This window comes from Nocardioides sp. FY1077 (assembly GCF_058681775.1).
The window spans coordinates 679981-705491 of sequence record NZ_JBZWDB010000002.1 but is presented as its reverse complement, the minus strand read 5'-3'; the positions used below and the strand labels follow the sequence as shown (position 1 = coordinate 705491).

Below are 25511 nucleotides of genomic sequence, written 5' to 3'. Positions count from 1 at the left end.
ACCCCGCCCGGGGCGTGTCGGCGTCCGTCTGCCGCCGCCCCGGGGCCCCGGGAGGGGCTCAGCCGAAGTCGAGATCGGCGGTGCGCGAGCGCTTCAGCTCGAAGAAGAACGGGTACGCCGCGAGCGCGACAGCGCCGTCCCACACCTTGCCGGCCTCCTCGCCGCGCGGGATCGAGGTCATCACCGGACCGAAGAACGCGGTGCCCTCGATCGCGATCGTGGGGGTGCCGACCTCGTCGCCCACCTGGTCCATCCCGAGGTGGTGCGAGGCCTTCACGGCGTCGTCGTACTGGTCGTCGTCGTAGGCCTCGACCAGCTCGGCGGGCAGGCCCACCTCGGCCAGCGCCTCGGCCACCACGTCCTTGCCGTGGCCGCGCTTGTCGTGGTGGATGCGCGTGCCCAGCGCGGTGTAGAGCGGCAGCAGGTGCTCACGCCCGTGCGCCTGCTCCACCGCCGTGCACACCCGCACCGGCCCCCAGCCGCCCTCGAGCATGGCCCGGTACTCCTCGGGGATGTCCTTGTCCTGGTTGAGGTAGGCCAGGCTCATCACCCGCCAGGTCACCTCGATGTCCCGCACCTGCTCCACCTCCAGGATCCAGCGGGAGGTGATCCAGGCGAAGGGGCACATCGGGTCGAACCAGAACTCGGCGTCGGTCGTCATGCTCCGATCCAAGCACCCACCGCCAGCGAGCGGGAGCGGGCACGGTGGCGCCGGCGTGACCCGGGCGCCCCTGCGGCCGGGTCGTCGACCCGACCCCGCGGCGGGTCAGCGCATGACGCGGACGACGCCGACCTCGCGCCGGGCCTCGACGACCTGCGTGCCGGCGTACAGCACGCGCACCTTCTTGCGGCCAGCGCCGAGGCCGGTGAGCACCAGCCGGGCGGCGCCGTCCTGCAGGCGTGCCGACGTCTCGTGGTCGCCGATCTTGAGCGTGACGAGACCGCCGGGGTCGGGCACGCCGGGGGCGCGCACCGATACCTTCACGACCGCACGACGGGAGCCGCCGTCGGGGTCGATGGTGACGGTGGGGCGTGTGGTGACCAGCGAGGCGGCCCGCACGTCGACGGTGCGGTCGGCGTAGCCGGTGCGGCTCAGCCGGGTGCGCAGCGTCACGGCCGCGCCGGCGTCGGCCGGGCGCAGGTCGTAGCCGCGGCCGGTGGCACCGTCGACGGCACGGCCGTCGCGCAGCCAGACGTAGGTGACGTCGGCGTCGGCGGGCGTGGTCGTGCCGGGGGTGACCGTGAGCCGCTGGCCGACGCGGGTCGCGCCGTCCACGACGGGACGCCGGTCGTAGTCGATGCGGCCGGGCGCCACGTCGCGGGCCGGACCGCTGCGCAGGACCAGCGGGCGGTAGCCCTCACGGACGGCCCGCACGGTGGCCCACACCCGGGCCCCCTCGAGGCGCGGAGGCACGGCGAAGCGGGAGGTGGTGGCGCCCCGGACGGGCTCGCCGTCGGCGTACCACTGCACGGTGGTGCCGTCGGGGCGGGGCGCGAAGCCACCGCGGGTGGTCTGGAGCACCTGGCCGACGCGGGCGGTGCCGGTGACGGCCGGGGCGGTGACGTTGTCGAGCAGGCCCTTGCGGACCTTCGCCGTGGCGCCGGAGCTCACCAGGGCCGGCGCGTAGCCGCGGGCGGTGGCCCGCACCTGGGCCCGGAGCCGGTGCCCGATCATCGCAGGGCCGGGGGTGAAGGTGCGCGAGGTCGCGCCGCGGATGGGCCGGCCGTCGCGCAGCCACTGCACCGACGTGGCCGCTGCGGGCCTCCAGCGACCGGTGGTGGCGCTCAGCTGCTCGCCGACGCGCGCGGCGCCGACCGTGTCGGGGCGCACGGTGGCGTGCACCTCGCGGTCGTCGAAGTGGATGAAGCCGGAGGGCCAGCCCGGGTCGCCCTTGGTGAGGCGGCGCCAGTCGAAGTCGCCGCCCCAGCTGTCCTCGGAGACCACGATCTCGGTGCTGGACACGACGCGCTCCACGAACGCGACGTGGCCGGCGGAGCCGGCGCCCGGCACGTTGGCCTTCCACCACGCCACCGACCCGACCATCGGCGTGCGGTCGGTGATGCGGGACATGTGCTCGCCCCAGTACTCGGCGTTGCCGCCGCCGACCCACGGCCGCTGGGCCGGCATGCCGCCCTTGACCAACCGGTAGGCGACGTAGTTGGTGCAGTTGTGGCCGGCGTACATCTGCCACCACATCTTCTGGCCCTCGGTGCGGTAGCCGTAGTGCGGCAGCCCCTTCTCCTGGCAGCCGACGTACCCGGTGCACAGGTAGGTGGAGGCCGCCGAGGCGCTGGGCAGGGGGACGCCGGGCAGCACCGCGAGGCTCGTCGTGAGCGCGACGACCCACCCGAGAAGACGGCGAGGGGCAGGGGATGTCCGAGTCACGGGACGCCATGTAACACCACGTCAAGCACCGACACGCCGTTGTGTGACTAATTTTCACTTTGGTCACACGGGTCTCCCCCGCCCCGCCAGCCCCACCTCGGGGCCCGATCGACGGCCGACGACCCCGCAGGAGACCCCTGGGCAGGGGACGCGGACGACGCGGGCGTGGCGTCGGGCACACGCGGTGGCAGGATGCACGCCATGCCTGGAACCAACCTCACCCGGGACGAGGCCGCCACCCGCGCCGCCCTCCTGGACGTGTCGTCCTACACCGTCGACCTGGACCTGACGACGAGCGAGACGACCTTCGCCTCCACCACCACGATCGAGTTCACCTGCAGCGAGCCCGGCGCGGAGACCTTCGCCGACCTCGTCGACGCGCAGGTGCACGAGATCACGCTGAACGGCGAGGCGCTCGACCCCGCCACGGCGTACGTCGACAGCCGCATCACGCTGGGAGGGCTGGCCGCGACCAACACCCTCGTGGTGCGCGCCGACTGCACCTACTCCCGCACCGGCGAGGGCCTGCACCGCTTCGTCGACCCCGTCGACGACCGGGTCTACCTCTACTCCCAGTTCGAGGTGCCCGACGCCCGCCGGGTGTTCACCACCTTCGAGCAGCCCGACCTGAAGTCGGTGTTCACCTTCGTGGTGCGCGCCCCCGAGGAGTGGAAGGTCGTCTCCAACTCCCCCACGCTGGAGCCTACGGGGCTCGGCGACGGCACGGCGCGCTGGTCCTTCGAGCCGACGAAGAAGATGTCGACGTACATCACCGCGCTGGTGGCCGGGGAGTACCACGAGGTGCAGGACGTCTACGAGGGCGTGCACGGCGACATCCCGCTGGGCCACTACTGCCGCCAGTCGCTGGTCGAGCACCTCGACCGCGACGAGCTGGTCAAGCTCACCAAGCAGGGCTTCGCGTTCTTCGAGGAGGCCTTCGACTTCCCCTACCCGTTCGGCAAGTACGACCAGCTCTACGTGCCGGAGTACAACATGGGCGCGATGGAGAACGCCGGCTGCGTGACCCTGCGCGACGAGTACCTGCCGCGCAGCCGCCAGCCCCGCTCGTTCTACGAGTTCCGCTGCTCGGTGATCCTCCACGAGATGGCGCACATGTGGTTCGGCGACCTGGTGACCATGAAGTGGTGGGACGACCTCTGGCTCAACGAGTCGTTCGCCGAGTGGGCCTGCTACCACGCCGAGGTGGAGGCCACCGAGTACACCGACTCCTGGACCGGCTTCGCCAACGCGCGCAAGCAGACCGGCTACCGCCAGGACCAGATGCCCTCGACCCACCCGATCGCGGCCGACAACGTCGACCTGCAGGCCGTCGAGGTCAACTTCGACATGATCACCTACGCCAAGGGCGCGTCGGTGCTCAAGCAGCTGGTCGCCTGGGTGGGCCTCGACGACTTCATGGCCGGGCTGCGCCAGTACTTCAAGGACCACGCGTACGGGAACTCCGAGTTCGCCGACCTGCTCGCCGCGCTGGAGAGGTCGTCGGGCCGCGAGCTCGGCGGCTGGGCCAAGGAGTGGCTGCAGACCGCAGGGGTCAACACGCTGACCCCCGAGTTCGAGCTCGACGCCGAGGGCGCCTACACCCGCCTCGCGGTGCGCCAGAGCGCCCACCCCGACTGGCCCACGCTGCGTCGCCACCGCCTCGGCATCGGCCTGTACGACGAGCGCGACGGCCGCCTGGTGCTGCGCCGCACCGTCGAGGTCGACGTGGAGGGCGAGCGCACCGAGGTGCCCGAGCTGGTCGGCGAGACCCAGCCCGACCTGCTGCTGCTCAACGACGGCGACCTGGCCTACGCCAAGATCCGCCTCGACGAGCGCTCGCTGGCCACCGTCGTCGGCGGGCTGTCGAAGCTCGACGACTCGCTGGCCCGGGCCCTGGTCTGGGGCGCCACGTGGGACATGACCCGCGACGCCGAGCTCGCCGCCTCCGACTTCGTCACGCTGGTGCTGGCCAACATCGGCAGCGAGACCGACGCGTGGGGCGTCAGTCGCATCCCGGCGTACGCCGCCCAGGCCGTCGGCTCGTTCTCCGCACCCGCCCACCGCGACGCCCTGCGCGCGCGCTGGGAGAGCGGGCTGCGCGAGCTGGTGCTGGCCGCCGAGCCGGGCAGCGACGCCCAGCTCACCTTCGCCCGCTCCTACGCCGGGGCCGCACGCAGCGACCAGGCGCTCGACGACGTCGTGGCGCTGCTCGACGGCACGCTGGAGGTCGAGGGCCTGGCCGTCGACCAGGACCTGCGCTGGTCGCTGGTCACCTCGCTGGCCGCCGCCGGTCGGGCGGGCGGCCGCATCGACGACGAGCTCACCCGCGACGGCACCATCTCGGGCCAGGAGCACGCCGCCGCGGCGCGCGCCGCGCAGCCCACCGCCGAGGCCAAGGCCACCGCGTGGGAGCAGGCCGTGGTGTCGACCGAGACGCCCAACGAGACCCAGCGCTCGGTGGCGATGTCGTTCCAGCGCTCCGGGCAGGACGACGTGCTGACCCCCTACGTCGCGCGCTACCTCGAGCAGGCCGACGACGTGTTCGACCGTCTCGGCAACAAGCGCGCCTCGACCGCGCTGGAGGCGATGTTCCCGCGGCAGCTGGCCAGCCCCGAGCTGCTCGAGCAGGTCGACGCGTGGCTCGCCCGCACGCCGGCCCCGCCGGCGGCGCAGCGCTACGTGGCCGAGGGACGCGCCGACGTGGTGCGCGCCCTGGCCGCCCAGGAGCGCGACGCACAGGGCTGACCCCCCGGCCCGGGGAACCCCCGGGAGCACCGACGGGCCCCACCGCTGCGGCGGTGGGGCCCGTCGTCCGTCGTGGCGCGCACCCGCCGCCAGGGCGGGCGGCGCGGCCTCAGGAGCCGGCGTGCAGCGTGTTCTGCGGGCGGGCGTAGTCGGCGAGCATCCGGATGCCGGCGCGCAGGCCGCCCGCGACGTCGTCGTTGGCGAAGTCGTTGCACATGTGCAGCGCCACCAGCTCGACCTGCTTGTCGCCCAGCGTGCGGCGCACGTGGCCGCCGGTCACGATCTCGCAGACCCGCAGGCGGGGGTCGACCATGATCAGCACGCTGCGCGCAGGGGCGACCAGCGAGTTGTGCAGGCTGGTCGCGAAGGCGCGCGAGTCGCCCTGCACGTTGCCCACGAAGACGGAGAACTCGACGCGGCTGAGCAGCTCGGCGCGGCGGATGGCCTCGTCGAGCGAGGCGCGCTCCGCGGCGGTGAGGAGGTCACCAGCGGGCACTTGCGCCACCCGCCTGCGACTCCTCGGTGTCGGGAGCGGCCAGCTCGGCGGTGGCCCGGCTCGGGCCGCCCAGCCACTGGTTCTGCACCCGCGCGGGGCTCGGGGAGACCTTCTCGCCGCGCAGCAGCGGCGGCAGGTAGATGCCCGCCACGATCAGCAGCAGGAGCAGCAGCGGGATGCCGCCGAGCACCAGTGCGGCGTGCAGGGGGTCGACCGACTCGGGGTCGGACCAGCCGATCGGCACGTCGGCTGAGGCCGGGCCGGCCAGCGCGACGGCGCCTGCGCCGCCGAGCACCAGCAGCGCGACGACGGCCGCAGCGCGTCGGACGAGGGCGGCGAGGGGAGGCATCACCGGGGCAGGATATCCGCTCCGCACGGGTCTACCGGAACCGCCCGCCGTGCACCACGTCACACCGGTGGCACCGGGTCGCCGAGCCTGCGCGGACGGCGGCCCGGCGGCCCACCTCGTCGACGGGCGTCACGACGCCGCCGTGTGTTTACTGGGCGCCATGCCCGCCCTCGTCACCGATCCCTGCACCGACGGCCAGCAGGTCTGCACCGCGGTCCTGCGCTGGACCGACAACAGCACGCTCGCCGACGTCTCCGACGTCGTGATCGGCAAGCCCGCCGCCCTGGTCGGCCTGCTCGTGCTGGGCCTGGTGGTGCGCTGGCTGGCCCACCGCGCCGTCGACCGGATCGTCGCGCGCGCCGAGGAGGGCGTGCTCCCCGACGGGATGGGCCGCTTCTCCCGCGCCCGGCGTGCCGCTGCCGGCACCGCCCCCAGCCGCACCGACGTCGCCGCCAGCACGCGCCGGGTGCAGCGGGCCAAGACGATGGGCAGCCTCCTGAAGTCGATCGTCACCGGCCTGGTGCTCGCCGTGGTCGGCACGATGATGCTCAGCGAGGTGGGCGTCGACGTCGCGCCGATCATCGCCAGCGCCGGCATCCTCGGCGTCGCGATCGGCTTCGGCGCCCAGTCACTGGTCAAGGACTTCCTCTCGGGCATCTTCATGATCTTCGAGGACCAGTACGGCGTGGGCGACGAGGTCGACCTCGGTGAGGCGATCGGCACGGTGGAGGCGGTGAGCCTGCGGGTCACCCGGCTGCGCGACGTCAACGGCACCGTCTGGTACGTGCGCAACGGCGAGATCCTGCGCGTGGGCAACATGAGCCAGAACTGGGCGCGCACCGTGCTCGACGTGCAGGTCGGCTACCACGAGGACCTGGTGCGGGTGCGCCGCGTGCTCGAGGACGTCGCGCACGACCTGTGGGAGGACGAGGACTTCCAGGGCCGGGTCATCGAGGAGCCGTCGGTGTGGGGCGTGCAGGACCTCGGCATCGACGGGATCAGCGTGCGGGTGGCGCTGAAGACCGCGCCCGGGGAGCAGTGGGGCGTCGCGCGCGAGATGCGCCAGCGGATCAAGGCGCGCTTCGAGCACGAGGGCATCGAGATCCCGCTGCCCCAGCGCGTCGTGTGGCACCGGGACGCCCCCGCCGGGGAGCCCGGGACGAGCGGCGCCGGGGCAGCGGGCACCGGAGCAGCGGCCGGGCGCCCGCTGGCCGACCGCACCTCGGGCTGAGCCTCCTGCGCGTGGGCGGTGCGCCCCCGATGTGGGCGGCGGCGGCGCGCCGCGGGAGGATGGGGCCGTGAGCTTCTACGAGGAGATCGGCGGGTTCGCCACGATGCAGCGCATCGTGGGGACGTTCTACGCCGGCGTCCGCGACGACGAGGTGCTCCGGCCGCTGTACCCCGAGGAGGACCTCGGCCCCGCCGAGGAGCGCTTCCTGCTGTTCCTCGTGCAGTACTGGGGCGGGCCGACGACGTACTCCGACACCCGTGGCCACCCCCGCCTGCGCATGCGGCACGCGCCGTTCGCGGTGACCCCGGAGACGCGCGACCACTGGCTCACCCACTTCCGCGCGGGCCTCGACGCCGTCGACCTCACCCCGGAGCAGGACCAGCAGTTCTGGGAGTACGTCACCCACGCCGCGCAGTTCATGGTCAACACCCTCGAGTGACCGCCCCGGCCGTACGGCGTGCGGGCGGGCCCGCGGGGGCCTAACCTCGTCGGGTCGGACGCGCCCGCGTGAGGGCGCGAAAACTTTCTCGGCGCCCAGGTAACGCCCGACCGCCCCGGTGACAGGTAGGGGGTGGGACGGCCGCCCCCGCGCTTCGAGAACCGGCACGACCGCCCACCCCGAGCGCGCAGGAGACCGCATGGAGCGCCAGGACCTGCGCCTGCAGGTGCCCGAGCTCGAGCCCGACGACGCGTTCGTCGAGCAGCTGGCGCTGCTCGCCCGCGCGTCCGGTGCCCCGAGCGGGGTCGACCTCCCGCGCACCGGTTGGCGAGTGGCGGTGGTGACCGCTGGCAGCTCGCTGGTGCTGGGCCTGACCGCTTGGCTGGCCGGGGCGCTGCCGGGCGGGTCCCCGCTGGACCCGGCCGACCCACCCACCCCGACCCCCTCACCCTCCTCCCCCACCTCCCCGGCCACGCCGGGGACCACCGACGCCCCGTCAACGGGAGGGGCCGTGTCACCGAGCGCATCCCCCCGGCCCGGTGACAGCGGGAGCCCGGCGCCGCCGTCGAAGTCTCAGGACGGCGGTGCCGGGTCACCCGGCACGTCGTCCCCCGACGCGCCGACCGGCCTGCCGTCGGCACGCGTCGACGACGCCGTGCCCTCCACCCCCCTGCCCACGTCGCCGGTGCCGTCCCAGACGGTCTCGCCCGCGCCGTCCGCCGTGCCGTCCGCCCCGCCTGCCCCGGTGGACCCGCCCGGCGTCGGCGGCCCCACCGGCCAGCCGTCCCCGCTGCCCACCGGCAAGCCCGTCGGGAAGCCGCCCAAGCCCGCGAAGACCGAGAAGCCGAAGCCGGGGAAGTCCGGCAAGTCCGACAAGCCGGGAAAACCCGACAAGCCCGCGAAACCGGGGAAGCCCGACGAGCCGGGGAAGCCCGCGAAGCCCACCCCGCCCGGACAGGCTCGGGGGATCGACCTCGGCGGCCTGCTGGACGACCTGACGTCGTGGCCGGGACCCACGACACCGGGAGCGGACGCCCCGGCGCAGGACCGCCCGCACGGCAGTGAGCGCGGACGGGGACACGGCCGCGGACAGGACCCGGTCGGGTGAGCACCCCCGACGCCGCCACCACGACCAGCGCCGGCCCGGGCCTGGTCGCGCGCGCCCGCACGGGCGACGCGGAGGCCTGGCGCGCGCTCTACCGCGCCCACGCCGGGCGGCTGGTCCTGTGGCTCGGCACCCGTCCCACCGGTGACGCGGCCGTCAGCGCCGACGACGTGGCCGCGGAGGCCTGGCTGGTGGCGGCCCGCCGCATCTCCGAGTTCGACGGCGACGACGACGAGTTCGCCGGCTGGCTCTTCGGCATCGCCCGACGGGTGGGCCTGAACCTGCACCGGCGCAGCGGTCGCCGGGAGACCGCGCCCGTCGCCGAGCCGCCGGAGACGGAGCCCCTCGAGGGGCCGGAGGCCTCCCGGGCCGCCCTCGACTGGGTGCGACACGTGCTGGAGCGGCTCCCCGAGCGGGAGCGCGAGGTGGTGGCCTGCACCGAGGTGGTGGGCCTCGACGACGCCGCCACCGCCCGCGCCCTCGGCATCAGCACCGTCGCGGTGCGGGTGGCCCGCCACCGCGGGCTGCGTCGGCTGCGCCAGCTCGCCGACCGCCCGGGCACCACCGCGGTGACCTGAGCCGACCTGCCCGTCCACCGGGCCCGGGCAGCCGGACCAGGTCAGCCGGACCAGGTGCCGGCGTACGCGGCCTCGAGCGCGGCCCGGGCCTGCGGCGGCGGCTCCGCCGAACGACCGGTGTCGGTGTCGAAGAAGACCAGCACCACCCGGGCGCGGGCCAGCACCTGCGCCCCGTCGCGGATCTCCGACTCCACCACCGACGAGCTGCGCCCGACGTGGGAGACCCAGCTCCACACGTCGTACGGCTCGGGGCGGAACAGGATCGGCACGCGGTAGTCGACGTCGATCTGCGCGACCACGAGGCTGGGCCGCGACGACGCCCCGGGTGCCTCGCCCCACAGCCGGGCGAGCATCGCGATGCGCGCCTCCTGGAGGTACTCGAAGTACTTCACGTTGTTGACGTGGCCGTAGACGTCGACGTCGGAGAAGCGCACCTGCAGCGGGAAGTGGCCCAGGGCCTCCTCCCGTGCCGGGGTGCGCGGGGCGCGCACGGCGGGCCCGTCGTCCTCGAGGAACCCGGACAGCACGGCGCGCTCGTCGGCGCCGAGGCGTCGCGGCCGCTCCTCGGAGAAGACGTACGGCGTGAGCACCGTGGTGGCCCTCAGGTAGGTGCGCCGACCCTCGGGGGTCTCGTCGAAGATCTCGTAGGCCATCGTGAAGGTCGCGGCACGCACCTCGCTGACCCAGCACTCGATCTGCACGGGCTCGAAGCGGAAGGTCAGCGGCGCGACGTAGTCGACGCGGTGGCGCACCACGACGAGCCCCTCGACCAGCGCGTCGACCGCCTCGGCCCCGGGCGGGCGGTGGGTGCGCAGCATGTCGACCCGCGCCTCCTGGAGGTAGTCGACGTAGACCACGTTGTTCACGTGGCCCAGGAGGTCGAGGTCGGCCCACCGCAGCTGGCACTCGTAGAGGTGTCGCACGGGGCGACTCTCGCAGACCGGCGCCCGACTCGCCCGGTCCGTGCCGGGTCGGTGTCGGTCGGTGCCGGGTCAGTGCCGGCTCGGTGCCGGGTCAGTGGCTGAGGACCAGGCCGCGGTAGTAGGTGCCGAGGCTCTGGTGGCGCGCGATCCGGGTGCTGCGGTGGGTGCGCAGGACGCCGGTGACCACGGCGAGCGAGACGGTCCCCGCGACGAGGGCCACGACGACGAAGGCCCACAGGGCGACGACGACCGGGGTGCTGAGGAGCTCCATGGGGGTACCTGTCTTTCTACAGACGTAGACTTTCTACTTGTGTAGAACATACGCCGGGCGTGCGGACCCGGCAACGGTCGCGGGTAGTGTCCGCGCCCACACCCGCCGCCGAGGAGGACGCCGTGCCCGAGCCCGCTGGTGACGCCCGCCGCGCGGGCGCCGCCGCCCGGCGCCGCCGGCTGCTCGACGCCGCGCTGGCGGTGGTCGCCGACGACGGCCTGCGCGGGCTGACCCACCGCGCCGTCGACCGCCGCGCCAGCATCGCCGAGGGCAGCTGCTCGGCCTACCTGCGCACCAGCCGCGCGCTGCGCCACGCCCTGGCCGAGCACGTCGCCGGCAGCCTCGCCGCGGACGTGGACGTCCTCGCCGAGCAGGTGGCGGCGCTGCCGGTGGCCCCCGACGGGGCCGCCGGCCCGCACCGCGACGCCGACGGGGTGGGCCCGGCGCTGGCCCTGGCCGTCGAGCTGATGCAGCGGTGGCTGGCCGAGCGGGTCCTGCTGGTGGCCCGTCAGGAGCTGCTGGCCGCCGCGGCGCGCGACCCGGAGGTCGCCGAGCTGCTCGGCGCGTGGCGGGCCCGGCTCGTGGTGGTCGTCGACCACGTGCTCGCCGCGACCCGCGGCCACGGCGACTCCCCCGACACCGGACCCGACCGGCCGGACGAGCAGCCGCTCGACCGGGCCGAGGCGCTCGTCGCGGCGTACGACGGCATCCTGGGCGCGGCGCTGCTGCGACCCGTCGCCGAGCGCGCCCGGTTCCTGGAGCGCTCGACCACGCTGGTCACCCACGGCCTCGCCCGACCTCTCGAGCGGCCCCACGACGGGCCCCAGGACGGGCCCCTCGACGGGTCCGCCTCCGAGACGTAGCCGGCGCGGCCGCGGCGGGGACTATGGTGGGCAGGCACCGTTACCCACCAGTAGATCGTCCCCACCGAACCGGAGTCCCCATGCCCGAGGCCGTGATCGTGTCCGTCGCCCGCACCCCCATCGGGCGCGCCAACAAGGGGTCGTTGAAGGACCTGCGTCCCGACGACCTCGCCGCCTTCATCGTGCGCACGGCGCTGGAGAAGATCCCCGGCCTCGACCCCGCCACGGTCGACGACCTCTACCTCGGCTGCGGCCTGCCCGGCGGCGAGTCGGGCAACAACATGGGCCGCGTCGTCAACGTGCTCAACGGCATGGACACCGTGCCCGGTGCCACCGTCACCCGTTACTGCGCCTCGTCGGTGCAGACCACCCGGATGGCCTTCCACGCCATCAAGGCCGGCGAGGGTGACGTGTTCATCTCCGCCGGTGTCGAGACGGTCTCGCGGTTCGCCAAGGGCACCTCCGACCACATCCCGCACACCGTCAACCCGCTCTTCGACGACGCGCAGTCGCGCACCGCGAAGACCGCCGAGGGCGGCGTCGACTGGCACGACCCGCGCCAGGACGGCCAGCTCCCCGACGCCTACATCGCGATGGGCCAGACCGCCGAGAACGTCGCCCGGATGCGCGGCCTGTCGCGCCAGGAGCTCGACGAGTTCGGCGTGCGCTCGCAGAACCTGGCCGAGAAGGCCATCGACAACGGCTTCTGGGCCCGCGAGATCACCCCGGTCACCACCCCCGACGGCACCGTCGTCAGCACCGACGACGGCCCCCGCGCCGGCGTCACCTACGACGCCATCAAGGACCTCAAGCCGGTCTTCCGCCCCGACGGCGTGGTCACCGCCGGCAACTGCTGCGCCCTGAACGACGGCGCCGCGGCGGTCGTGGTTATGTCGGACACCCGGGCCGCCGAGCTCGGCCTGACCCCGCTGGCGCGCATCGTCTCCACCGGCGTCAGCGGCCTGTCCCCCGAGATCATGGGCCTCGGCCCGGTCGAGGCGACGAAGAACGCCCTGAAGCACGCCGGGATGAGCATCGGCGACATCGACCTCGTCGAGATCAACGAGGCGTTCGCCGCGCAGGTCGTGCCGTCGTACCAGGACCTCGGCATCGACCTCGACCGGCTCAACGTCAACGGCGGCGCCATTGCGGTGGGCCACCCGTTCGGCATGACCGGCGCACGCCTGCAGAACACGATGGTCAACTCCCTCGACTGGCACGACAAGTCCACCGGCCTGATCACGATGTGCGTCGGCGGCGGCCAGGGCATGGCCCTGATCCTCGAGCGCGTCTGACCCCGCACCACCAGCCGGCGAGTGCCGGCGCCTGGACGCCCGGCCCCCCTCGGGGCCGGGCGTCCCGTGCGTGACGGGTGCCGGCGAGGCACCACGACGTGACCGGCCTCCTAGACTGGCCGCGATGAGCACCCACGACGACGTCGCCACCGAGGTCGCCGCCGACCCCGCCGAGGGCCGGTGGCTCGACCAGGGTCAGCAGCGCTCGTGGCGGGCCCTGCTGGTCGGGCACCAGCTGCTGCTGGCCCGCCTCGACGACGACCTGCGCCGCCACTTCGACCTCTCGATGACCGAGTACGAGATCCTCGTGCGCCTCTCCGAGCGCGACGGCCGGTTGCGGATGGCCCAGCTCGCCGACGCGATGGCCCACAGCCGCAGCCGCGTCACCCACACCGTCGCCCGCATGGAGCGCGCCGGGCTCGTCGCTCGCTGCTCCTCCCCCGACGACGGCCGCGGCATCGTGGCGTCGCTGACCCCCGAGGGCCACGCCCTGCTGCGTCGCGCCGCGCCGATGCACGTCAACGGCGTGCGCGACCACCTCGTCGACCTCGTCGACCCCGCCGACCTCGCCGCCCTGGGACGCGTCATGGACGCCGTCGCCGACCACCTCGTCGCCGGCCACCCCGAGGTCGACATCCGCTAGCCGGGCCGCTCCAGCGGAGCAGCTGCTGGCGCTCGAGCGAGCACCCCTGACCGAGGACGGGGTCGCGACGGCGTGTGTCGCAAACCCGGGACGCGCCACCGGGCCGGCGTACGGCTGGACCTGGTGCCGGAAACTGTCACTGGGTGGCTGAAATTTCGGTCACCCAGAGGCAGTTTCCCCGGCCGGCCGGGGAAACTGCCCACCCTGCCCCGAACGCACGCGTCGCCCCGGTCGAGGCGACCGGGGCGACGGGTGGTGGAGCGGGTGGGGTCAGTCGCGGGTGAGGCGACGGTGGGTGACGCGGTGGGGGCGGGCGGCGTCGGCGCCGAGGCGCTCGATCTTGTTCTCCTCGTAGGCCGCGAAGTTGCCCTCGAACCAGAACCAGCGCGCGCCGTCCTCGGCGTCGCCCTCCCACGCGAGGATGTGGGTGGCGATGCGGTCGAGGAACCACCGGTCGTGGGAGGTGACCACGGCGCAGCCGGGGAAGTCGAGCAGTGCGTCCTCGAGCGAGGACAGGGTCTCCACGTCGAGGTCGTTGGTGGGCTCGTCGAGGAGCAGCAGGTTGCCGCCCATCTTCAGGGTCAGCGCGAGGTTGAGCCGGTTGCGCTCCCCACCGGAGAGCACCCCGGCCTTCTTCTGCTGGTCCGGCCCCTTGAAGCCGAACGACGCGACGTAGGCGCGCGAGTTCATCTCGAAGTTGGCGACCTTGATGAAGTCCAGGCCGTCGGAGACGACCTCCCACACGTTCTTGTTGGGGTCGATGCCGCCGCGGCTCTGGTCGACGTACGACAGCTTGACCGTCGTGCCGACCTTGAGCACGCCCTCGTCGGGCTGCTCGCCGCCGGTGATCATCCGGAACAGCGTGGTCTTGCCGACCCCGTTGGGGCCGATGACGCCGACGATGCCGGCGCGGGGCAGGGTGAAGGTGAGGTCGTGCATGAGGGTGCGGCCCTCGAAGCCCTTGCTGAGGTCCTGGGCCTCCAGCACGATGTCACCGAGGCGCGGACCCGCCGGGATGTTGATCTCGGAGGTGTCGATCTTGCGCATCCGGTCGGCCTCGGCCGCCATCTCCTCGTAGCGCGCGAGCCGCGAGCGGCTCTTGGTCTGGCGGGCCTTGGCGTTGGAGCGGACCCACTCCAGCTCCTTCTCCAGCATCTTGGCGCGCTTGACGTCCTTCTGGCCCTCGATCTTGAGCCGGTCCTTCTTGGTCTCGAGGTACTTGGAGTAGTTGCCCTCGTAGCCGTGGGCCTGGCCACGGTCGAGCTCGAGGATCCACTCGGCCACGTTGTCCAGGAAGTACCGGTCGTGGGTGATCGCCAGGACGGCGCCGGGGTAGTCCTTGAGGTGACCCTCCAGCCACTGCACCGACTCGGCGTCGAGGTGGTTGGTGGGCTCGTCGAGCAGCAGCAGCGTCGGCTGCTGGAGCAGCAGCTTGCACAGCGCCACCCGGCGGCGCTCGCCACCGGAGAGGTTGTCGACCAGCATGTCGGCCGGCGGGCACCGCAGCGCGTCCATGGCCTGCTCGAGACGGCTGTCGAGGTCCCACACATTGGCCGCGTCGAGCTCGGTCTGCAGGTCACCGGCCTCGGTCGCGACCTTGTCCTGGTCGGCGTCGGGGTCGCCCATCATCATGTAGAGCTCGTCGAGGCGCGCCATCTTGGCCTTGGTCTCGGCCACCGCCTCCTCGACGTTCTCCAGCACCGTCTTGCCCTCGCTCAGCGGCGGCTCCTGCTGGAGCATGCCGACCGTCGCCTGGGGGTCGAGGATCGCGTCGCCATTGTTGGGCTGGTCGAGCCCCGCCATGATCTTCAGCAGCGAGGACTTGCCGGTGCCGTTGGGGCCGACGACGCCGATCTTCGCGCCGTGCAGGAAGGACAGGGTCACGTTCTCGAGGACGACCTTGTCGCCGTGGGCCTTGCGCACGTTGCGCAGGGTGAACACATATTCCGCCATGGTCAGCGAGCCTACGGGTTCTCGACCCCCGACGCCCACACGGGGCCGGGGCCGCCCCACCCCCACCCGGCCCCTCCCCGGCCCCTCCCCGGCCCCTCCCCGCTTCCTCCCTCGCCCCTCCCCGGGCCGCCGTCGCGGCGCGCCGGGTCAGGCGGCGCGCGGCTCCCCGCCGGGCGCCTCGGTCCCGGACGCGGCGGCCTCCCCGCCGGCCTCCCCGCGGGCCTCCCCGCCACCACCCGCAGCGACCGGCTGGCGCTCGGCGCGCGGGGTGCGGGAGAACACGCTGGTGCCGCGGGAGAGGTCGTGGCCGACCAGCACGGCGTCGACCTCGACGGTGGTGACCTCCACCCCGGCGGAGTTGACCCACACCGAGGCGTTGAGCCGGCCGTGCACCACCAGCGGGTCGCCGCGACGCACGGAGGCGGCGACGTTGTCGGCCAGGCCGCGCCAGGCGTTGACGGTGTACCACTGGGTGGTGGCGTCGACCCACTCCCCGGTGCGGCGGTCGAAGCGGCGCGGCGTCACCGCCAGCCGGAAGCCGGCGACCGGCGAGTCGCCGGCACGGCGCAGGGTCACGTCTCCCCCGACCCAGCCCTGCAGGGTCACGGTGGTCTCGTTCGTCACGGTGGTCTCCTCGTCTCGAGCGGTGCCGCCCCGGACGGGGCGACGAGACCAGCGAACTGCGCCGCGCCGACACGCGGCGTCGGCGCGCACCAGGGCTGTGCACACCGGGCCGGGCGAGGCGCGCTGTGGACGGCCCGTGGGCCGAGCGGTGGGTCGAGCGGCGGCCCGGGGGCTACGCCAGCGCCCGGGCCAGGCCCTCGCGCATCACGGCGTACGCCGACAGCTCGCGCTGCACCGGCGCGACGACCAGCTCGTCGGCGACCGACGTGACGGCCTCGCGCAGCCGACGGTCGGCGGACTCCGCGCGGGTGCGGGCGGTGGCGGCGACGAGCCCACGGCAGGCCAGCGACAGCAGCAGCCCGAGCACGACGCCGCCGATGAGCAGCACCAGCGGTAGCGCGATGCCGGCGACCTGCACCACGTCGGGCAGCGTCTGGGAGACCCCGGCGGCGATCGTCCAGACCAGGCCGACCCCGGCGGCGAGCAGCAGCAGCCACTGCAGGACGCGGACGACCCCGGCCCACAGCGGCATCCGGGAGGCGTCGAGGTCGACGCCGGCGACCGCGGTGTCGAGGCGGTCACCGAGCTCGGGGAGCCCGGAGACGGAGGCGCCGCGCACGGCGTCGGCCCACGGCCGCGGCATGCCGGTGGTGACCTCGTCGACGAGCGCGCGCACCTCGGTGTCGACGCGGGCGCGCTGCACCGCTCCCACCTCGGGCACGGCGCGACGACCGCGCAGCACGTCGCCCTGGTCGCCCAGGTCGAGGCCCAGCTTGGCGAGCGGGTCCTTGCGGAAGCGTCCGGTCCAGGCGATGGCGGGCCAGCCCGCGGCGCGCGCGCCGCGCAGCCGGGTGGACCGCTCGACGGCGGAGACGACGCTCGGCACCCCGGCGGCCTCGGCGAACGCGGAGCGCATGGCCTGCACCCGCGGCTCCGGCAGGGTGCGCGCAGGGCCGCTGCCACCGGCCTGCTCCAGGCGGGTCGCCGCGGCGCGGACGTCGGCGCCCAGGCGGGTGGCGGTGACCTTCTTGGCCCGCACCCGTCGCTCGATCTCACCGCGCAGCTCGTCGAGGCCCAGGCCGTGCCGGGCGCTGAGGGCGATGACGGGCACGTCGGGCAGGCCGTCGGCGGTGAGCAGGCGGCGCACGTCGTCGATCATCGAGGCGCGCCGGTCCTCCGGCACGCTGTCGATGTGGTTGAGCACCACCACCATCACCTCGGCGTGGGTGGCCAGCGGTGCGAGGTAGCGGTCGTGGATCGCGGCGTCGGCGTACTTCTGCGGGTCGAGCACCCACACCAGCATGTCGGCGAGCTCGACGAGCCGGTCGACCTCGAGGTGGTGGGCCACCTCGGTGGAGTCGTGGTCGGGCAGGTCGAGCAGCACGACGCCGTCGAGGGCGCCGCCCTCGCGGCGGGTGTCGAGCATGGAGTCGCGGGTGGTCTGGTGGCGCGGCGGGATGCCGAGCCAGGCCAGCAGCTCCTCGGCGCCGTCGCTGCCCCACACGCAGGCGGTGGCCCACGACGTGGTGGGGCGCCGCACGCCGACGGCGGACAGCTCCAGGCCGGTGAGCGCGTTGAACGTGGACGACTTGCCCGAGCCGGTGGCGCCGGCGATGCCGACGACGGTGTGGGTGGCCGAGAGCCGCAGCCGACCCGCGGCGCGCTCGGCGACGGCCGCGGTGCCGTCGAGCAGCGCGTCGTCGAGACGACCGCGCGCCGCCTCGGTCGCCGTGGCCAGGCCCTCGATCCGGGCGCCGATGTCGGTGCCCCGGGTGGCCAGCTTCTTGGCCCCCTCCAGCAAGGACGTCATGTTCTCCCACTCAGCAGCACGGTCGCGTCGGTCCCCACACCTTAGGGGGTCCCGACGCCGCCGGTGGCGGGCAGGGCGAACTCGCCGCGGGCGCCCGCTCCGGCGGCCTCAGGACTCGCGACGCGTGCTGGCGTAGCGCACGTCGTCGACGCGCCGGGCGGCCTGCCGCAGCCGCTCGTCGGCCCCGGGTGAGAGGTCGAGCCCGTCGAGGACGCCGGTCCAGCGGTCGCGCTCGGCCTCGAGGAGCCCCCGCACCCGCTCGTCGAGTCGGCTCCGGGCGCTCTCGGCGAGGCGGCGCACCGCCTGGTCGCCGAAGACGGCCTCGAGCAGCTTCTGGCCGAGCACGGCCGAGCCCGAGGCGATGCCGACCTCGGCACCGGTGACCCCGCCGGTGCTGGAGAACACCACGACCATCAGCGCCACGGACAGCCCGTTGACGCCGAACGCCAGGAAGCGCGCGGTGGAGCGCTTGTCGGCGCCCTCGTCGCGCACCATCTGCAGCACCTCGTCCTGCCACTCGCGCACCGAGCGCTCGGCACGACGGCGCAGGTCGCGCGAGGCCCGCCCGAGGTCGGGCCCGGCCGCGTCGAGCAGGCCCTGGCCGGCGCCGGTGCGCTTCCACGACTGCTCGGCGCGCTCGGCGGCGGCCTCGGCGTGCTCGAGCACCAGCAGCTCGAGACCCGACTCGACGGCCACGGTCACCCGCTCGGCCTGCTGCGGCTTGCCCTTCACGGCGTTGACCACGCGGTCGCGGATCCAGCCGACGCGGTTCTCCAGGGAGCGCAGCAGCTCGCCGGTCCCGACGAACTCCTGCCAGCGCGCCAGGATCTCCCCGCGCAGCAAGGTGCCGTCGGCGGTGGCGGCGGTGGCCCCTGCGGCGGCCTCGTCGTAGGCCCGGTCGACGTCGGTGCGCAGCGACGCCAGGGCGGTGGCCTGCTCGGCGGCGGCGTCGGCCACGGGGTGCACCCGGTGGGTCAGCGCCCGCACGGCGCCGTCGAGGGTCTGCTTGACCACGGCGGTGCGGGCGTCGGCGTCCTCGGCCAGCGAGGCCAGCCACCCGCGGATGTCGACGACGTGGTCGGGCGGGAGCAGGCCCTGCTCGTCGACGGGCCCCTCGTGCACCACGAACATCGGGGAGTCCTTGAGCCCGCGCGAGGCCAGCATCCGTGCGAGGTGGGCCGAGACCGTCTGCACCGCGTCGGCCGGGGTGCGGTCGAGCACGATGGCGACGGCGGTGGCCCGGTCGGCCGCGCCGCGCAGCGAGTCCCACGGCACCTGGTCGGCGTAGCGGGCCGCGGAGGTCACGAACAGCCACATGTCGGCGGCGGCCAGCAGCTGGGCGGCCAGGGTGCGGTTGCGCTCCTCCACCGAGTCGACGTCGGGGGCGTCGAGGATCGCCAGCCCGGCCGGCAGCGTGTCGGAGGCGACCAGCTGCAGCGCGTCGGGGTCGTTGGTCGCGTGGTCGACGCGGGCGAGGTCGGGCAGCAGCCGGTCCTGGCCGAACCACTCCCGGTCGTCGGGGTGGTGGACCAGCACCGGCGAGCGCGTGGTCGGGCGCAGCAGGCCCGGCTGCGTCACCCGCCGTCCGACCAGCGAGTTGACCAGGGTCGACTTCCCCGCGCCGGTGGAGCCGCCGACGACGGTGAGCATCGGGGCGTCGATGGTCATCACCCGCGGGATGACGTAGTCCTCGAGCTGGTCGACCATCTCGCGCTGCGCGGTGCGCTGGGCCGCCGCACCGGGCACGTCGAGCGGGAGGGCGACGGCCTGCAGCGCGCCACGCAGGCGCACCAGGGCGGTGAGCATCTGCGCGTCGGCGCCGCTGAGGCCGCTCAGGCCGCTCGAGCTGCCTGCGCTGGGGCCGTCGGTCGGGGCTGTCATCGTGTCGGGACCACCTGTCCGGGGAAAGCGATGGCCGGCCTGGCCGCGCCGATGCGGGCCACGTGGGCCTGCCCGCGCGCCGCGAAGTCGGGAGGAGGGGTGCCGCGCAGGTAGCGGGAGTGCAGGAACCCGAGCTCCACGGCGGCCTGCTGGTAGTCGCGCATCGCCCGCTCGGCGGTGGCGCCGCCGGTACGGCGGGCGTGGGCGCGGGCCTCGCGGCGCGCGCGCAGGTCGACGACCCACGCGATGTCGGTGGCCGGCACCAGCCCGCGGCGGGCGGCGTCGTCGAGGGCGGCGGTCAGCATGCGGCGCTCGCGCCCGCGCGCCCAGGCCGCGAGGCACACGACTGCGACCAGGGCCGGCAGCACCAGCACGACGTACACCGCGACGAACCCGCCGAAGCCGTAGAGGGTCGAGCCGTTCCACAGCCCGTGGGCGAGCACCGCGAGGGCGTAGCCGGCCAGCGGTGCGAGGACCCGCACGACGCCGCTGCGCGAGGAGACCGCGAGACCGACGCCGATGCCGATGAAGGTGGTGAACAGCGGGTGGGCGAAGGGGCTGAACAGGCAGCGCAGCACGAAGGTGGTGGTCAGCGCCTCGGTGCCGCCGGGGCCGGTGCCGGCGGTGCCGTTGTAGGCCGCGGCGAGGTAGAGGATGTTCTCGACGAACGCGAAGCCGATGCCGACCATGCCGGCGTACACGATGCCGTCGAGGACGCCGTCGAGCTCCGCACGGCGCCACCACAGCAGCAGCACCAGGAAGGCGCCCTTGCTGAGCTCCTCCACCACCGGCGCGACGACCGCGATGCTGGCGGCCTCGGTGAAGCCCACGACCAGGCCGCCGACTCCCTGCACCAGCAGCGCGGCCGCGGTGGCCACGAAGCCGCCCCACAGCAGCCCCAGGAGCAGCAGCGAGCGGGGCTCGGGCTCGTAGCGGTCGAGCCACAGGTAGCAGGCCACCAGCGGGACGACGGGCAGCGCGGCGAGGGCGGTGGCCAGCGCCAGCGAGCTCGGGGCGCCCGAGAGCGCGATCACCAGCAGCACCGGCAGCGCCCCGAGCACCACCAGCACGCCCACCACGACCGTGAAGGCGACACTCTCGCGGCGGGGGGCGGACATGGGCGGAGCCTATCGGTCGGGCGCCCTGGGGCCCTCCGGCGCACCGCCCGGCGGGCCGGCGGCGTCGCTACAGTGAGGTCCATGAGCGAGGACACCTCCGCGGAGCAGGCCAGCAGCACCCCCGCCACCGAGTCGCACGACCCCGCCGTGCCGGAGGCGTACGCCGCCTTCATGCGCACGGGCTGGGGCGAGCGCGAGCTCGACCTGCCGCTGCACCCGGTGGCCGAGCTGGCCGCGGCCCGTCGAGCGCGCCTGGCCGAGGCGTTCCCGGGCGAGCGCCTGGTGCTGCCGGCCGGGGGGTTCAAGGTGCGCTCGAACGACACCGACTACCGCTTCCGCCCCGACACCGCCCACACCTACTTCACCGGCAACCAGACCAGCGACGCCGTGCTCGTCGTCGAGGACGGCGACGCCGTGCTCTACGCCCGGCCGCGCTCCTCCCGCGAGACCGACGAGTTCTTCCGCGACCGCCAGTACGGCGAGCTGTGGGCGGGACGCCGTCCGTCGCTGCAGGAGATGTCGTCGTCGCTGGGCCTCGAGGTGCGCCACGTCGACCGGCTGCAGGACGACCTGACGGCGACGTCGGCGAAGACGCGCGTGCACCGCGGCGTCTCCTCCACCGTCGACGGGCTGGTCGCCGCCGACCGCTCCCTCGACGACGACCTCGCCCGGGTGGCCTCCGAGCTGCGCCTGGTGAAGGACGACTGGGAGGTGGCCCAGCTGCAGGACGCCTGCGACATCACCACGCTGGGCTTCGAGGACTCGGTGCGCGAGTGGCCGCAGGTGCGCGAGCACGGCGAGCGGTGGATCGAGGGCACCTTCTTCCGCCGCGCGCGGGCGATGGGCAACGACATCGGCTACGACTCGATCGTCGGCGGCGGACGCCACGCCACCACCCTGCACTGGATCGAGAACTCCGGCCCGGTGACCCCCGGTGAGCTGGTGCTGCTCGACATGGGCGTGGAGGGCCGCGACCTCTACACCGCCGACGTCACCCGCACGCTGCCCGTCGACGGGCGCTTCACCGCCGTGCAGCGCGAGCTCTACGACCTGGTCTTCACCGCCCAGCAGGCCGGCATCGACGCACTGCGGCCCGGCGCGCGCTTCCTGGTGGCCCACGAGGCCGCCATGCACGTGCTCGCCCACGGCCTCGAGGACATGGGCCTGCTGCCGGTGAGCGCCGAGGAGGCGCTCGACCCCGCGAGCAAGGTCTACTCGCGCTGGACCCTGCACGGCACCAGCCACATGCTCGGCATGGACGTGCACGACTGCGGCCGCGCCTCCACCGAGGTCTACCCCCGCGGCGACCTCGCCGAGGGCATGGTGCTCACCGTCGAGCCGGGGCTGTACTTCCAGGAGGACGACCTGCTGGTGCCCGAGGAGCTGCGGGGCATCGGCATCCGCATCGAGGACGACCTGCTGATCACCGCCGACGGCTCGCGCAACCTCTCCGAGGCGCTGCCGCGCACGTCCTCCGACGTCGAGGAGTGGATGGGCCGGCTGATCGGCTGAGGCCCCCACCTCGCTGCTGCACCGGTGGACGCGATGCCGCCGCGCGTCCGCGTCTGCCTACAGTGGGGGTCCGGGACGACGACCGCGGCCCCCGCCGCGGCCACCCCCCGGGACGGCGGCGGCCGGAGAACACAGCCCGGGGGGCCCGCGATGACCACCCTGCAGAGCGCACCTCCGACCACACCGCACCCCGACGCCGTACCCGAGCAGGAGCACCCCTGCCTCGTCGCGATCGCCTCCCGGGTGGCCTCGACGCTGCTCGTGGCGTGCGTCGTGCCGGCTGCGCTCTTCTACGTGATGCTGGTCAGCGCCGGAGTGACCCCGGCGGTGCTGGCGGCGCTGGGGTGGAGCTATGCCGCGATCGTGTGGCGCTGGGCCACCGGCCGGCCCATGTCGGGCCTGCTGGCCCTCACGGTGTCGGTGCTGACGATCCGCACCGTGTTCACCATGTCCACCGGCAACACCTACGTCTACTTCCTGCAGCCCGTGGTCAGCGACGCGGTGGTGGCCTGCCTGTTCCTGGTCTCGCTCGGCACCGCCACGCCCGTGGTGGCCCGGCTGGCCCACGACTTCTACCCCCTGCAGCAGGGCTTCGCCGAGCGTCCGCGGCTGCGACGGCTGTTCTGGCGGCTGACCCTCATGTGGGGCGCCGTCGGGCTGGCCAAGAGCGCCCTCGGCTTCTGGCTCCTGGAGTCGCTCAGCGTGCAGACCTTCGCGCTCCTGCAGCCGCTGCTGATGACGTCGCTGACGGTCGTCACCGTGGCCCTCACCATCGCCGCGTCGATGCGGGTGCTCCGCGAGGAGCGCCGCGTCACCCTCGCCTGATCCGGTGCGGCCACCGCCGGGCCGGCCGGCTACCGGCTGACGTCGGTGTCGTCGCCCGGGATGAAGTCGTAGTAGGAGTCGCCGCCCGACCCACCGTCGAACTGGTCGCGCCCGGGCCCGCCCCACAGGCTGTCCCAGCCTGCCCCGCCGACGAGGGCGTCGTCGCCGTCACCCGCACGCAGGAGGTCGTCGCCGTCACCGGCGACGAGCAGGTCGTCGCCCGGACCGGCGCGCAGGACGTCGTCGCCGGCGCGGCCGTCGACGACGTCGGCGCCTCCGCCGCCCTCCACGGTGTCGCGCCCGACGCCTCCGCAGAGCAGGTCGACGCCTCGGCCCCCGGCGAGCGTGTCGGCGCCACGCAGACCGAGCACGACGTCGGTGCGCGCCGTGCGCCCGACGACGTCGCGGCCGACGGTGCCCACGACGACCCGCAGGTCGGTCGCACCGGTCTGGCCGCCGACCTCGGCCGACACCGTCACCGTCGCCGTGCCCTCGCCCCGCCGGACGAGGGTGACGGTGTGCTGACCGGCCTCGGGCGTGGGGGACGACCAGGCGAGGGCCACACCGTCGTCGGAGGACTCGACCGACACCACGACGTCGTCGCTCGAGGCGCCCTCGTCGGTGACCTGCACGACGACCGTCCCGCTGCGGGGGTCGCACTCGCCACCGGGCACGACGGACACCACGGGGGCCGAGTCAGCGCCGCCGGCCTGCGCGGCTTGCGGGACCACGCAGACCCCGGCGACGACGAGGAGGGACCCGACGACCGGTGCCACGGCGCGGTCGAGGTGCCTCGGGGCCCGGGTCGCCCGGGCGGCTGCTCGAGAGGGGGTTCGGCGGGTGGACGACACGTGGGGGTCCTTCCTGCGGGCGACCGGGGGCACCGGTCGCGACGAGGCCCGGAGCGGTCGGGTGACGCCGCCCTGGGCGCGGCCCGTCGAGCATGCCACGTGCGCCGGGTCCGCGTCACCGACGTCGCAGCCCGCTCGTGCCGGGCGGGCGCCCCCGGCAGGACTCGAACCTGCGACCGGCGGATTAGAAGGCCGCTGCTCTATCCAGCTGAGCTACGGGGGCCGGGACCGGGCGAGGTGGGGGCACGGGCGCGGGCGCCCGGCGTCTCCACGTCGTACCGGTCCGGGCGGAAGTCTAGGGGCTGCGCGGTGCGCCGGCGGCCCGCCCCACCGCCGTGCCCGGTCGACCGTCGCGGTGGCAGCATCGGGGCATGACGGCGCTCGGACACCACACCCCGCCCGACATGGGTCGCCGTCCGCGCGGCGGCGACTTCCCGCAGCCCGCCGACGCGCCCGCACGGCACGTCTGGGTCGGCGCGGCCGACGACGCGGGCGCGGACGACGAGGTGGTGCCGGGGCTGCTCACCGAGTGGCGCCGGACCGGCACCGCGTGGGAGGGGCTCACCACGAGCCCCGTGCGCGCCACCGACGGGTCGTGGCGGGTGGTCCGCGCCTGGGTGCCGGCCACGCGCCTGCGACTGGCCTGACCACGCCTCCGGCGGGGTCGACGGGCCGACCAGGACAGGTCGGGACGAGGGCGTAACCCACCGGCGGGTGCGTCGTTGAGCCGGGGTCGGTGCAGGGGGGAAGCACCGACCGGCGGCGCAACGACCCGAGCTCGGGCTCGTCGTTGCGACGTCCGCCGCCTCCCGGGCGGCCGGACACGGCGGGTCTCACCCCGGCGGCCGGGACCCCCGGGACGTCAGGAGACGCGCGTGCCGCTGGGCTGGCGCGCCATCTCGGCGTCGCCGAGGCCGTGCTGCAGGCCCCACGCCACGGCCTGCGTGCGCCGCTCGACGTTGATCTTGCGGTAGGCACCGCGCACGTAGGTCTTCACCGAGTTGATCGACAGGTAGAGCTTGCGACCGATCTCGACGTTGGTGTAGCCCTGCGTGATCAGCGCGAGGATCTGCGCCTCCCGCGGGGTGAGCCCGCTGTCGACGGTGCCGCCGCGGCCCGCGACCAGGGCCTGGGCCGACCGGTCGACGCTGGGGCGGGGGACGCCGAGGCCGGTCGGCGCTCCGCGGTGGAGCGACTCGATGCCGGCGACGAGCTCGCCACCGGTCATCGACTTCGAGAGCCGCTGCGCCGCGGGCGCACCGGCGGCCGGCCCGGCGTGCTCGCGCCAGGTGTAGACCACGGCGCGGGCGCTGCTGGAGGTCGCCAGCGAGCGGAGCATGGAGTGGCTGCTCTGCGAGAGCCGCACGGGCTCGTAGAGGATGACGTCGAGCGACGACGGGTCGACCAGCGCGTCACCGAGCTCGATGAGCTGGACGCGGCTGCGGAAGGGTTCCAGGAGGGCCCGGACGCCCGGGAGCACGACGTGGAAGTCGTCCACGAGCGTCACGATGACAGGCGTAGGGGTAATCACGTTCTCGAAGGTATACACCGTATGGCGGTTCCGACAGCCCACGATCCGGAGCCTCGCCCGTACGGGCGAGGGCCAGGTCGAC

General features: G+C 74.3%; 24 protein-coding genes and 1 tRNA gene. 10 read left to right on the top strand and 15 right to left on the bottom strand.

The window, feature by feature from the left end; all coding sequences use genetic code 11:
• Positions 1–58: 58 nt before the first annotated feature.
• Positions 59–661 (bottom strand): mycothiol-dependent nitroreductase Rv2466c family protein, encoded by a 603-nt coding sequence (locus AC4OR8_RS08350; protein ID WP_492165071.1) that lies wholly within the window; start codon positions 659–661, stop codon positions 59–61.
• Between the two features lie 105 nt (positions 662–766).
• The gene (locus tag AC4OR8_RS08345) at positions 767–2317 is read right to left on the bottom strand and encodes a CHAP domain-containing protein (RefSeq protein WP_492165070.1); all 1551 of its coding nucleotides are present in this window, start codon (positions 2315–2317) and stop codon (positions 767–769) included.
• A gap of 270 nt (positions 2318–2587) precedes the next feature.
• On the opposite strand from AC4OR8_RS08345, the gene pepN reads away from it, so the two are divergent.
• On the top strand, positions 2588–5131 hold the full coding sequence (gene pepN, locus AC4OR8_RS08340) for an aminopeptidase N (protein ID WP_492165069.1): 2544 nt from the start codon (positions 2588–2590) through the stop codon (positions 5129–5131).
• Positions 5132–5240: 109 nt separating this feature from the next.
• Here pepN and AC4OR8_RS08335 read toward each other — a convergent pair whose 3' ends face one another.
• Positions 5241–5627, bottom strand: a complete 387-nt coding sequence (locus tag AC4OR8_RS08335) for a DUF5130 family protein (protein ID WP_492165068.1) — start codon at positions 5625–5627, stop codon at positions 5241–5243.
• Positions 5614–5979 (bottom strand): hypothetical protein, encoded by a 366-nt coding sequence (locus AC4OR8_RS08330; RefSeq protein ID WP_492165067.1) that lies wholly within the window; start codon positions 5977–5979, stop codon positions 5614–5616. Before AC4OR8_RS08330 ends, AC4OR8_RS08335 begins: the two co-directional genes overlap by 14 nt.
• A 157-nt stretch (positions 5980–6136) precedes the next feature.
• Between AC4OR8_RS08330 and AC4OR8_RS08325 the strand changes: the two genes are divergently transcribed.
• Positions 6137–7207 (top strand): mechanosensitive ion channel family protein, encoded by a 1071-nt coding sequence (locus AC4OR8_RS08325; RefSeq protein ID WP_492165066.1) that lies wholly within the window; start codon positions 6137–6139, stop codon positions 7205–7207.
• 67 nt (positions 7208–7274) lie between these two features.
• Positions 7275–7646, top strand: coding sequence for a globin (locus AC4OR8_RS08320; RefSeq protein ID WP_492165065.1), 372 nt, complete (start codon positions 7275–7277; stop codon positions 7644–7646).
• A gap of 573 nt (positions 7647–8219) precedes the next feature.
• On the opposite strand, the gene AC4OR8_RS08315 is transcribed toward AC4OR8_RS08320, so the two are convergent.
• Positions 8220–8591, bottom strand: coding sequence for a hypothetical protein (locus AC4OR8_RS08315; protein ID WP_492165064.1), 372 nt, complete (start codon positions 8589–8591; stop codon positions 8220–8222).
• Between the two features lie 159 nt (positions 8592–8750).
• Here AC4OR8_RS08315 and AC4OR8_RS08310 point away from each other — a divergent pair, with 159 nt between their 5' ends.
• Positions 8751–9329 (top strand): RNA polymerase sigma factor, encoded by a 579-nt coding sequence (locus tag AC4OR8_RS08310; RefSeq protein ID WP_492165063.1) that lies wholly within the window; start codon positions 8751–8753, stop codon positions 9327–9329.
• A 41-nt stretch (positions 9330–9370) separates the two neighbouring features.
• Here AC4OR8_RS08310 and AC4OR8_RS08305 read toward each other — a convergent pair whose 3' ends face one another.
• Positions 9371–10252 (bottom strand): acyl-CoA thioesterase, encoded by an 882-nt coding sequence (locus AC4OR8_RS08305; protein WP_492165062.1) that lies wholly within the window; start codon positions 10250–10252, stop codon positions 9371–9373.
• A 91-nt stretch (positions 10253–10343) separates the two neighbouring features.
• On the bottom strand, positions 10344–10523 hold the full coding sequence (locus AC4OR8_RS08300) for a hypothetical protein (protein ID WP_492165061.1): 180 nt from the start codon (positions 10521–10523) through the stop codon (positions 10344–10346).
• 122 nt (positions 10524–10645) lie between these two features.
• Here AC4OR8_RS08300 and AC4OR8_RS08295 point away from each other — a divergent pair, with 122 nt between their 5' ends.
• The 3 genes from AC4OR8_RS08295 to AC4OR8_RS08285 all read left to right on the top strand — a co-directional run bounded on the left by AC4OR8_RS08295 (position 10646) and on the right by AC4OR8_RS08285 (position 13324).
• A complete protein-coding gene (locus AC4OR8_RS08295; protein ID WP_492165060.1) occupies positions 10646–11386 on the top strand; it encodes a TetR/AcrR family transcriptional regulator in 741 nt (246 codons plus the stop codon).
• Positions 11387–11466: 80 nt separating this feature from the next.
• Positions 11467–12681: an acetyl-CoA C-acetyltransferase gene (locus tag AC4OR8_RS08290; RefSeq protein ID WP_492165059.1), complete on the top strand. Its 1215-nt coding sequence runs from the start codon at positions 11467–11469 to the stop codon at positions 12679–12681.
• 124 nt (positions 12682–12805) lie between these two features.
• Entirely contained in the window at positions 12806–13324 is a 519-nt protein-coding gene (locus AC4OR8_RS08285) for a MarR family winged helix-turn-helix transcriptional regulator (protein WP_492165058.1), read from the top strand.
• 270 nt (positions 13325–13594) lie between these two features.
• Here AC4OR8_RS08285 and ettA read toward each other — a convergent pair whose 3' ends face one another.
• The 5 genes from ettA to AC4OR8_RS08260 form a co-directional block, all read right to left on the bottom strand.
• On the bottom strand, positions 13595–15277 hold the full coding sequence (gene ettA, locus AC4OR8_RS08280; RefSeq protein WP_492165057.1) for an energy-dependent translational throttle protein EttA: 1683 nt from the start codon (positions 15275–15277) through the stop codon (positions 13595–13597).
• A 147-nt stretch (positions 15278–15424) separates the two neighbouring features.
• Positions 15425–15901: a single-stranded DNA-binding protein gene (locus AC4OR8_RS08275; RefSeq protein WP_492165056.1), complete on the bottom strand. Its 477-nt coding sequence runs from the start codon at positions 15899–15901 to the stop codon at positions 15425–15427.
• A gap of 172 nt (positions 15902–16073) precedes the next feature.
• Entirely contained in the window at positions 16074–17711 is a 1638-nt protein-coding gene (locus AC4OR8_RS08270) for a YfjP family GTPase (protein WP_492165055.1), read from the bottom strand.
• 108 nt (positions 17712–17819) lie between these two features.
• Positions 17820–19517, bottom strand: a complete 1698-nt coding sequence (locus tag AC4OR8_RS08265) for an ABC transporter (protein WP_492165320.1) — start codon at positions 19515–19517, stop codon at positions 17820–17822.
• A 71-nt stretch (positions 19518–19588) separates the two neighbouring features.
• Entirely contained in the window at positions 19589–20710 is a 1122-nt protein-coding gene (locus AC4OR8_RS08260) for a PrsW family intramembrane metalloprotease (RefSeq protein ID WP_492165054.1), read from the bottom strand.
• An 81-nt stretch (positions 20711–20791) separates the two neighbouring features.
• Between AC4OR8_RS08260 and AC4OR8_RS08255 the strand changes: the two genes are divergently transcribed.
• Together AC4OR8_RS08255 and AC4OR8_RS08250 are read left to right on the top strand one after the other, a co-directional pair.
• A complete protein-coding gene (locus AC4OR8_RS08255; protein WP_492165053.1) occupies positions 20792–22222 on the top strand; it encodes an aminopeptidase P family protein in 1431 nt (476 codons plus the stop codon).
• Positions 22223–22372: 150 nt separating this feature from the next.
• Positions 22373–23047 (top strand): VC0807 family protein, encoded by a 675-nt coding sequence (locus AC4OR8_RS08250; RefSeq protein WP_492165052.1) that lies wholly within the window; start codon positions 22373–22375, stop codon positions 23045–23047.
• A 29-nt stretch (positions 23048–23076) separates the two neighbouring features.
• Here AC4OR8_RS08250 and AC4OR8_RS08245 read toward each other — a convergent pair whose 3' ends face one another.
• Both AC4OR8_RS08245 and AC4OR8_RS08240 read right to left on the bottom strand, forming a co-directional pair.
• Positions 23077–23733 carry a calcium-binding protein gene (locus AC4OR8_RS08245; protein WP_492165051.1) on the bottom strand — a complete coding sequence of 219 codons (657 nt, stop codon included), beginning with the start codon at positions 23731–23733 and terminating at the stop codon, positions 23077–23079.
• A gap of 314 nt (positions 23734–24047) precedes the next feature.
• Positions 24048–24121, bottom strand: a tRNA-Arg gene (locus AC4OR8_RS08240).
• A gap of 148 nt (positions 24122–24269) precedes the next feature.
• Between AC4OR8_RS08240 and AC4OR8_RS08235 the strand changes: the two genes are divergently transcribed.
• The gene (locus AC4OR8_RS08235) at positions 24270–24545 is read left to right on the top strand and encodes a hypothetical protein (protein ID WP_492165050.1); all 276 of its coding nucleotides are present in this window, start codon (positions 24270–24272) and stop codon (positions 24543–24545) included.
• A gap of 215 nt (positions 24546–24760) precedes the next feature.
• On the opposite strand, the gene AC4OR8_RS08230 is transcribed toward AC4OR8_RS08235, so the two are convergent.
• Complete coding sequence (locus AC4OR8_RS08230; protein WP_492165049.1) at positions 24761–25405, bottom strand: helix-turn-helix transcriptional regulator; 645 nt, start codon at positions 25403–25405, stop codon at positions 24761–24763.
• Between the last annotated feature and the right edge of the window lie 106 nt (positions 25406–25511).

Bases quoted from the DNA above. Each gene is read 5' to 3' on its own strand.
- AC4OR8_RS08350 (WP_492165071.1), bottom strand. From the start codon at position 661: ATGACGACCGACGCCGAGTTCTGGTTCGACCCGATGTGCCCCTTCGCC.
- pepN (WP_492165069.1), top strand. From the start codon at position 2,588: ATGCCTGGAACCAACCTCACCCGGGACGAGGCCGCCACCCGCGCCGCC.
- AC4OR8_RS08325 (WP_492165066.1), top strand. From the start codon at position 6,137: ATGCCCGCCCTCGTCACCGATCCCTGCACCGACGGCCAGCAGGTCTGC.
- AC4OR8_RS08300 (WP_492165061.1), bottom strand. From the start codon at position 10,523: ATGGAGCTCCTCAGCACCCCGGTCGTCGTCGCCCTGTGGGCCTTCGTC.
- AC4OR8_RS08290 (WP_492165059.1), top strand. From the start codon at position 11,467: ATGCCCGAGGCCGTGATCGTGTCCGTCGCCCGCACCCCCATCGGGCGC.
- AC4OR8_RS08285 (WP_492165058.1), top strand. From the start codon at position 12,806: ATGAGCACCCACGACGACGTCGCCACCGAGGTCGCCGCCGACCCCGCC.
- ettA (WP_492165057.1), bottom strand. From the start codon at position 15,277: ATGGCGGAATATGTGTTCACCCTGCGCAACGTGCGCAAGGCCCACGGC.
- AC4OR8_RS08270 (WP_492165055.1), bottom strand. From the start codon at position 17,711: ATGACGTCCTTGCTGGAGGGGGCCAAGAAGCTGGCCACCCGGGGCACC.
- AC4OR8_RS08265 (WP_492165320.1), bottom strand. From the start codon at position 19,517: ATGCTCACCGCCCTGGTGCGCCTGCGTGGCGCGCTGCAGGCCGTCGCC.
- AC4OR8_RS08260 (WP_492165054.1), bottom strand. From the start codon at position 20,710: ATGTCCGCCCCCCGCCGCGAGAGTGTCGCCTTCACGGTCGTGGTGGGC.
- AC4OR8_RS08255 (WP_492165053.1), top strand. From the start codon at position 20,792: ATGAGCGAGGACACCTCCGCGGAGCAGGCCAGCAGCACCCCCGCCACC.
- AC4OR8_RS08250 (WP_492165052.1), top strand. From the start codon at position 22,373: ATGACCACCCTGCAGAGCGCACCTCCGACCACACCGCACCCCGACGCC.
- AC4OR8_RS08235 (WP_492165050.1), top strand. From the start codon at position 24,270: ATGACGGCGCTCGGACACCACACCCCGCCCGACATGGGTCGCCGTCCG.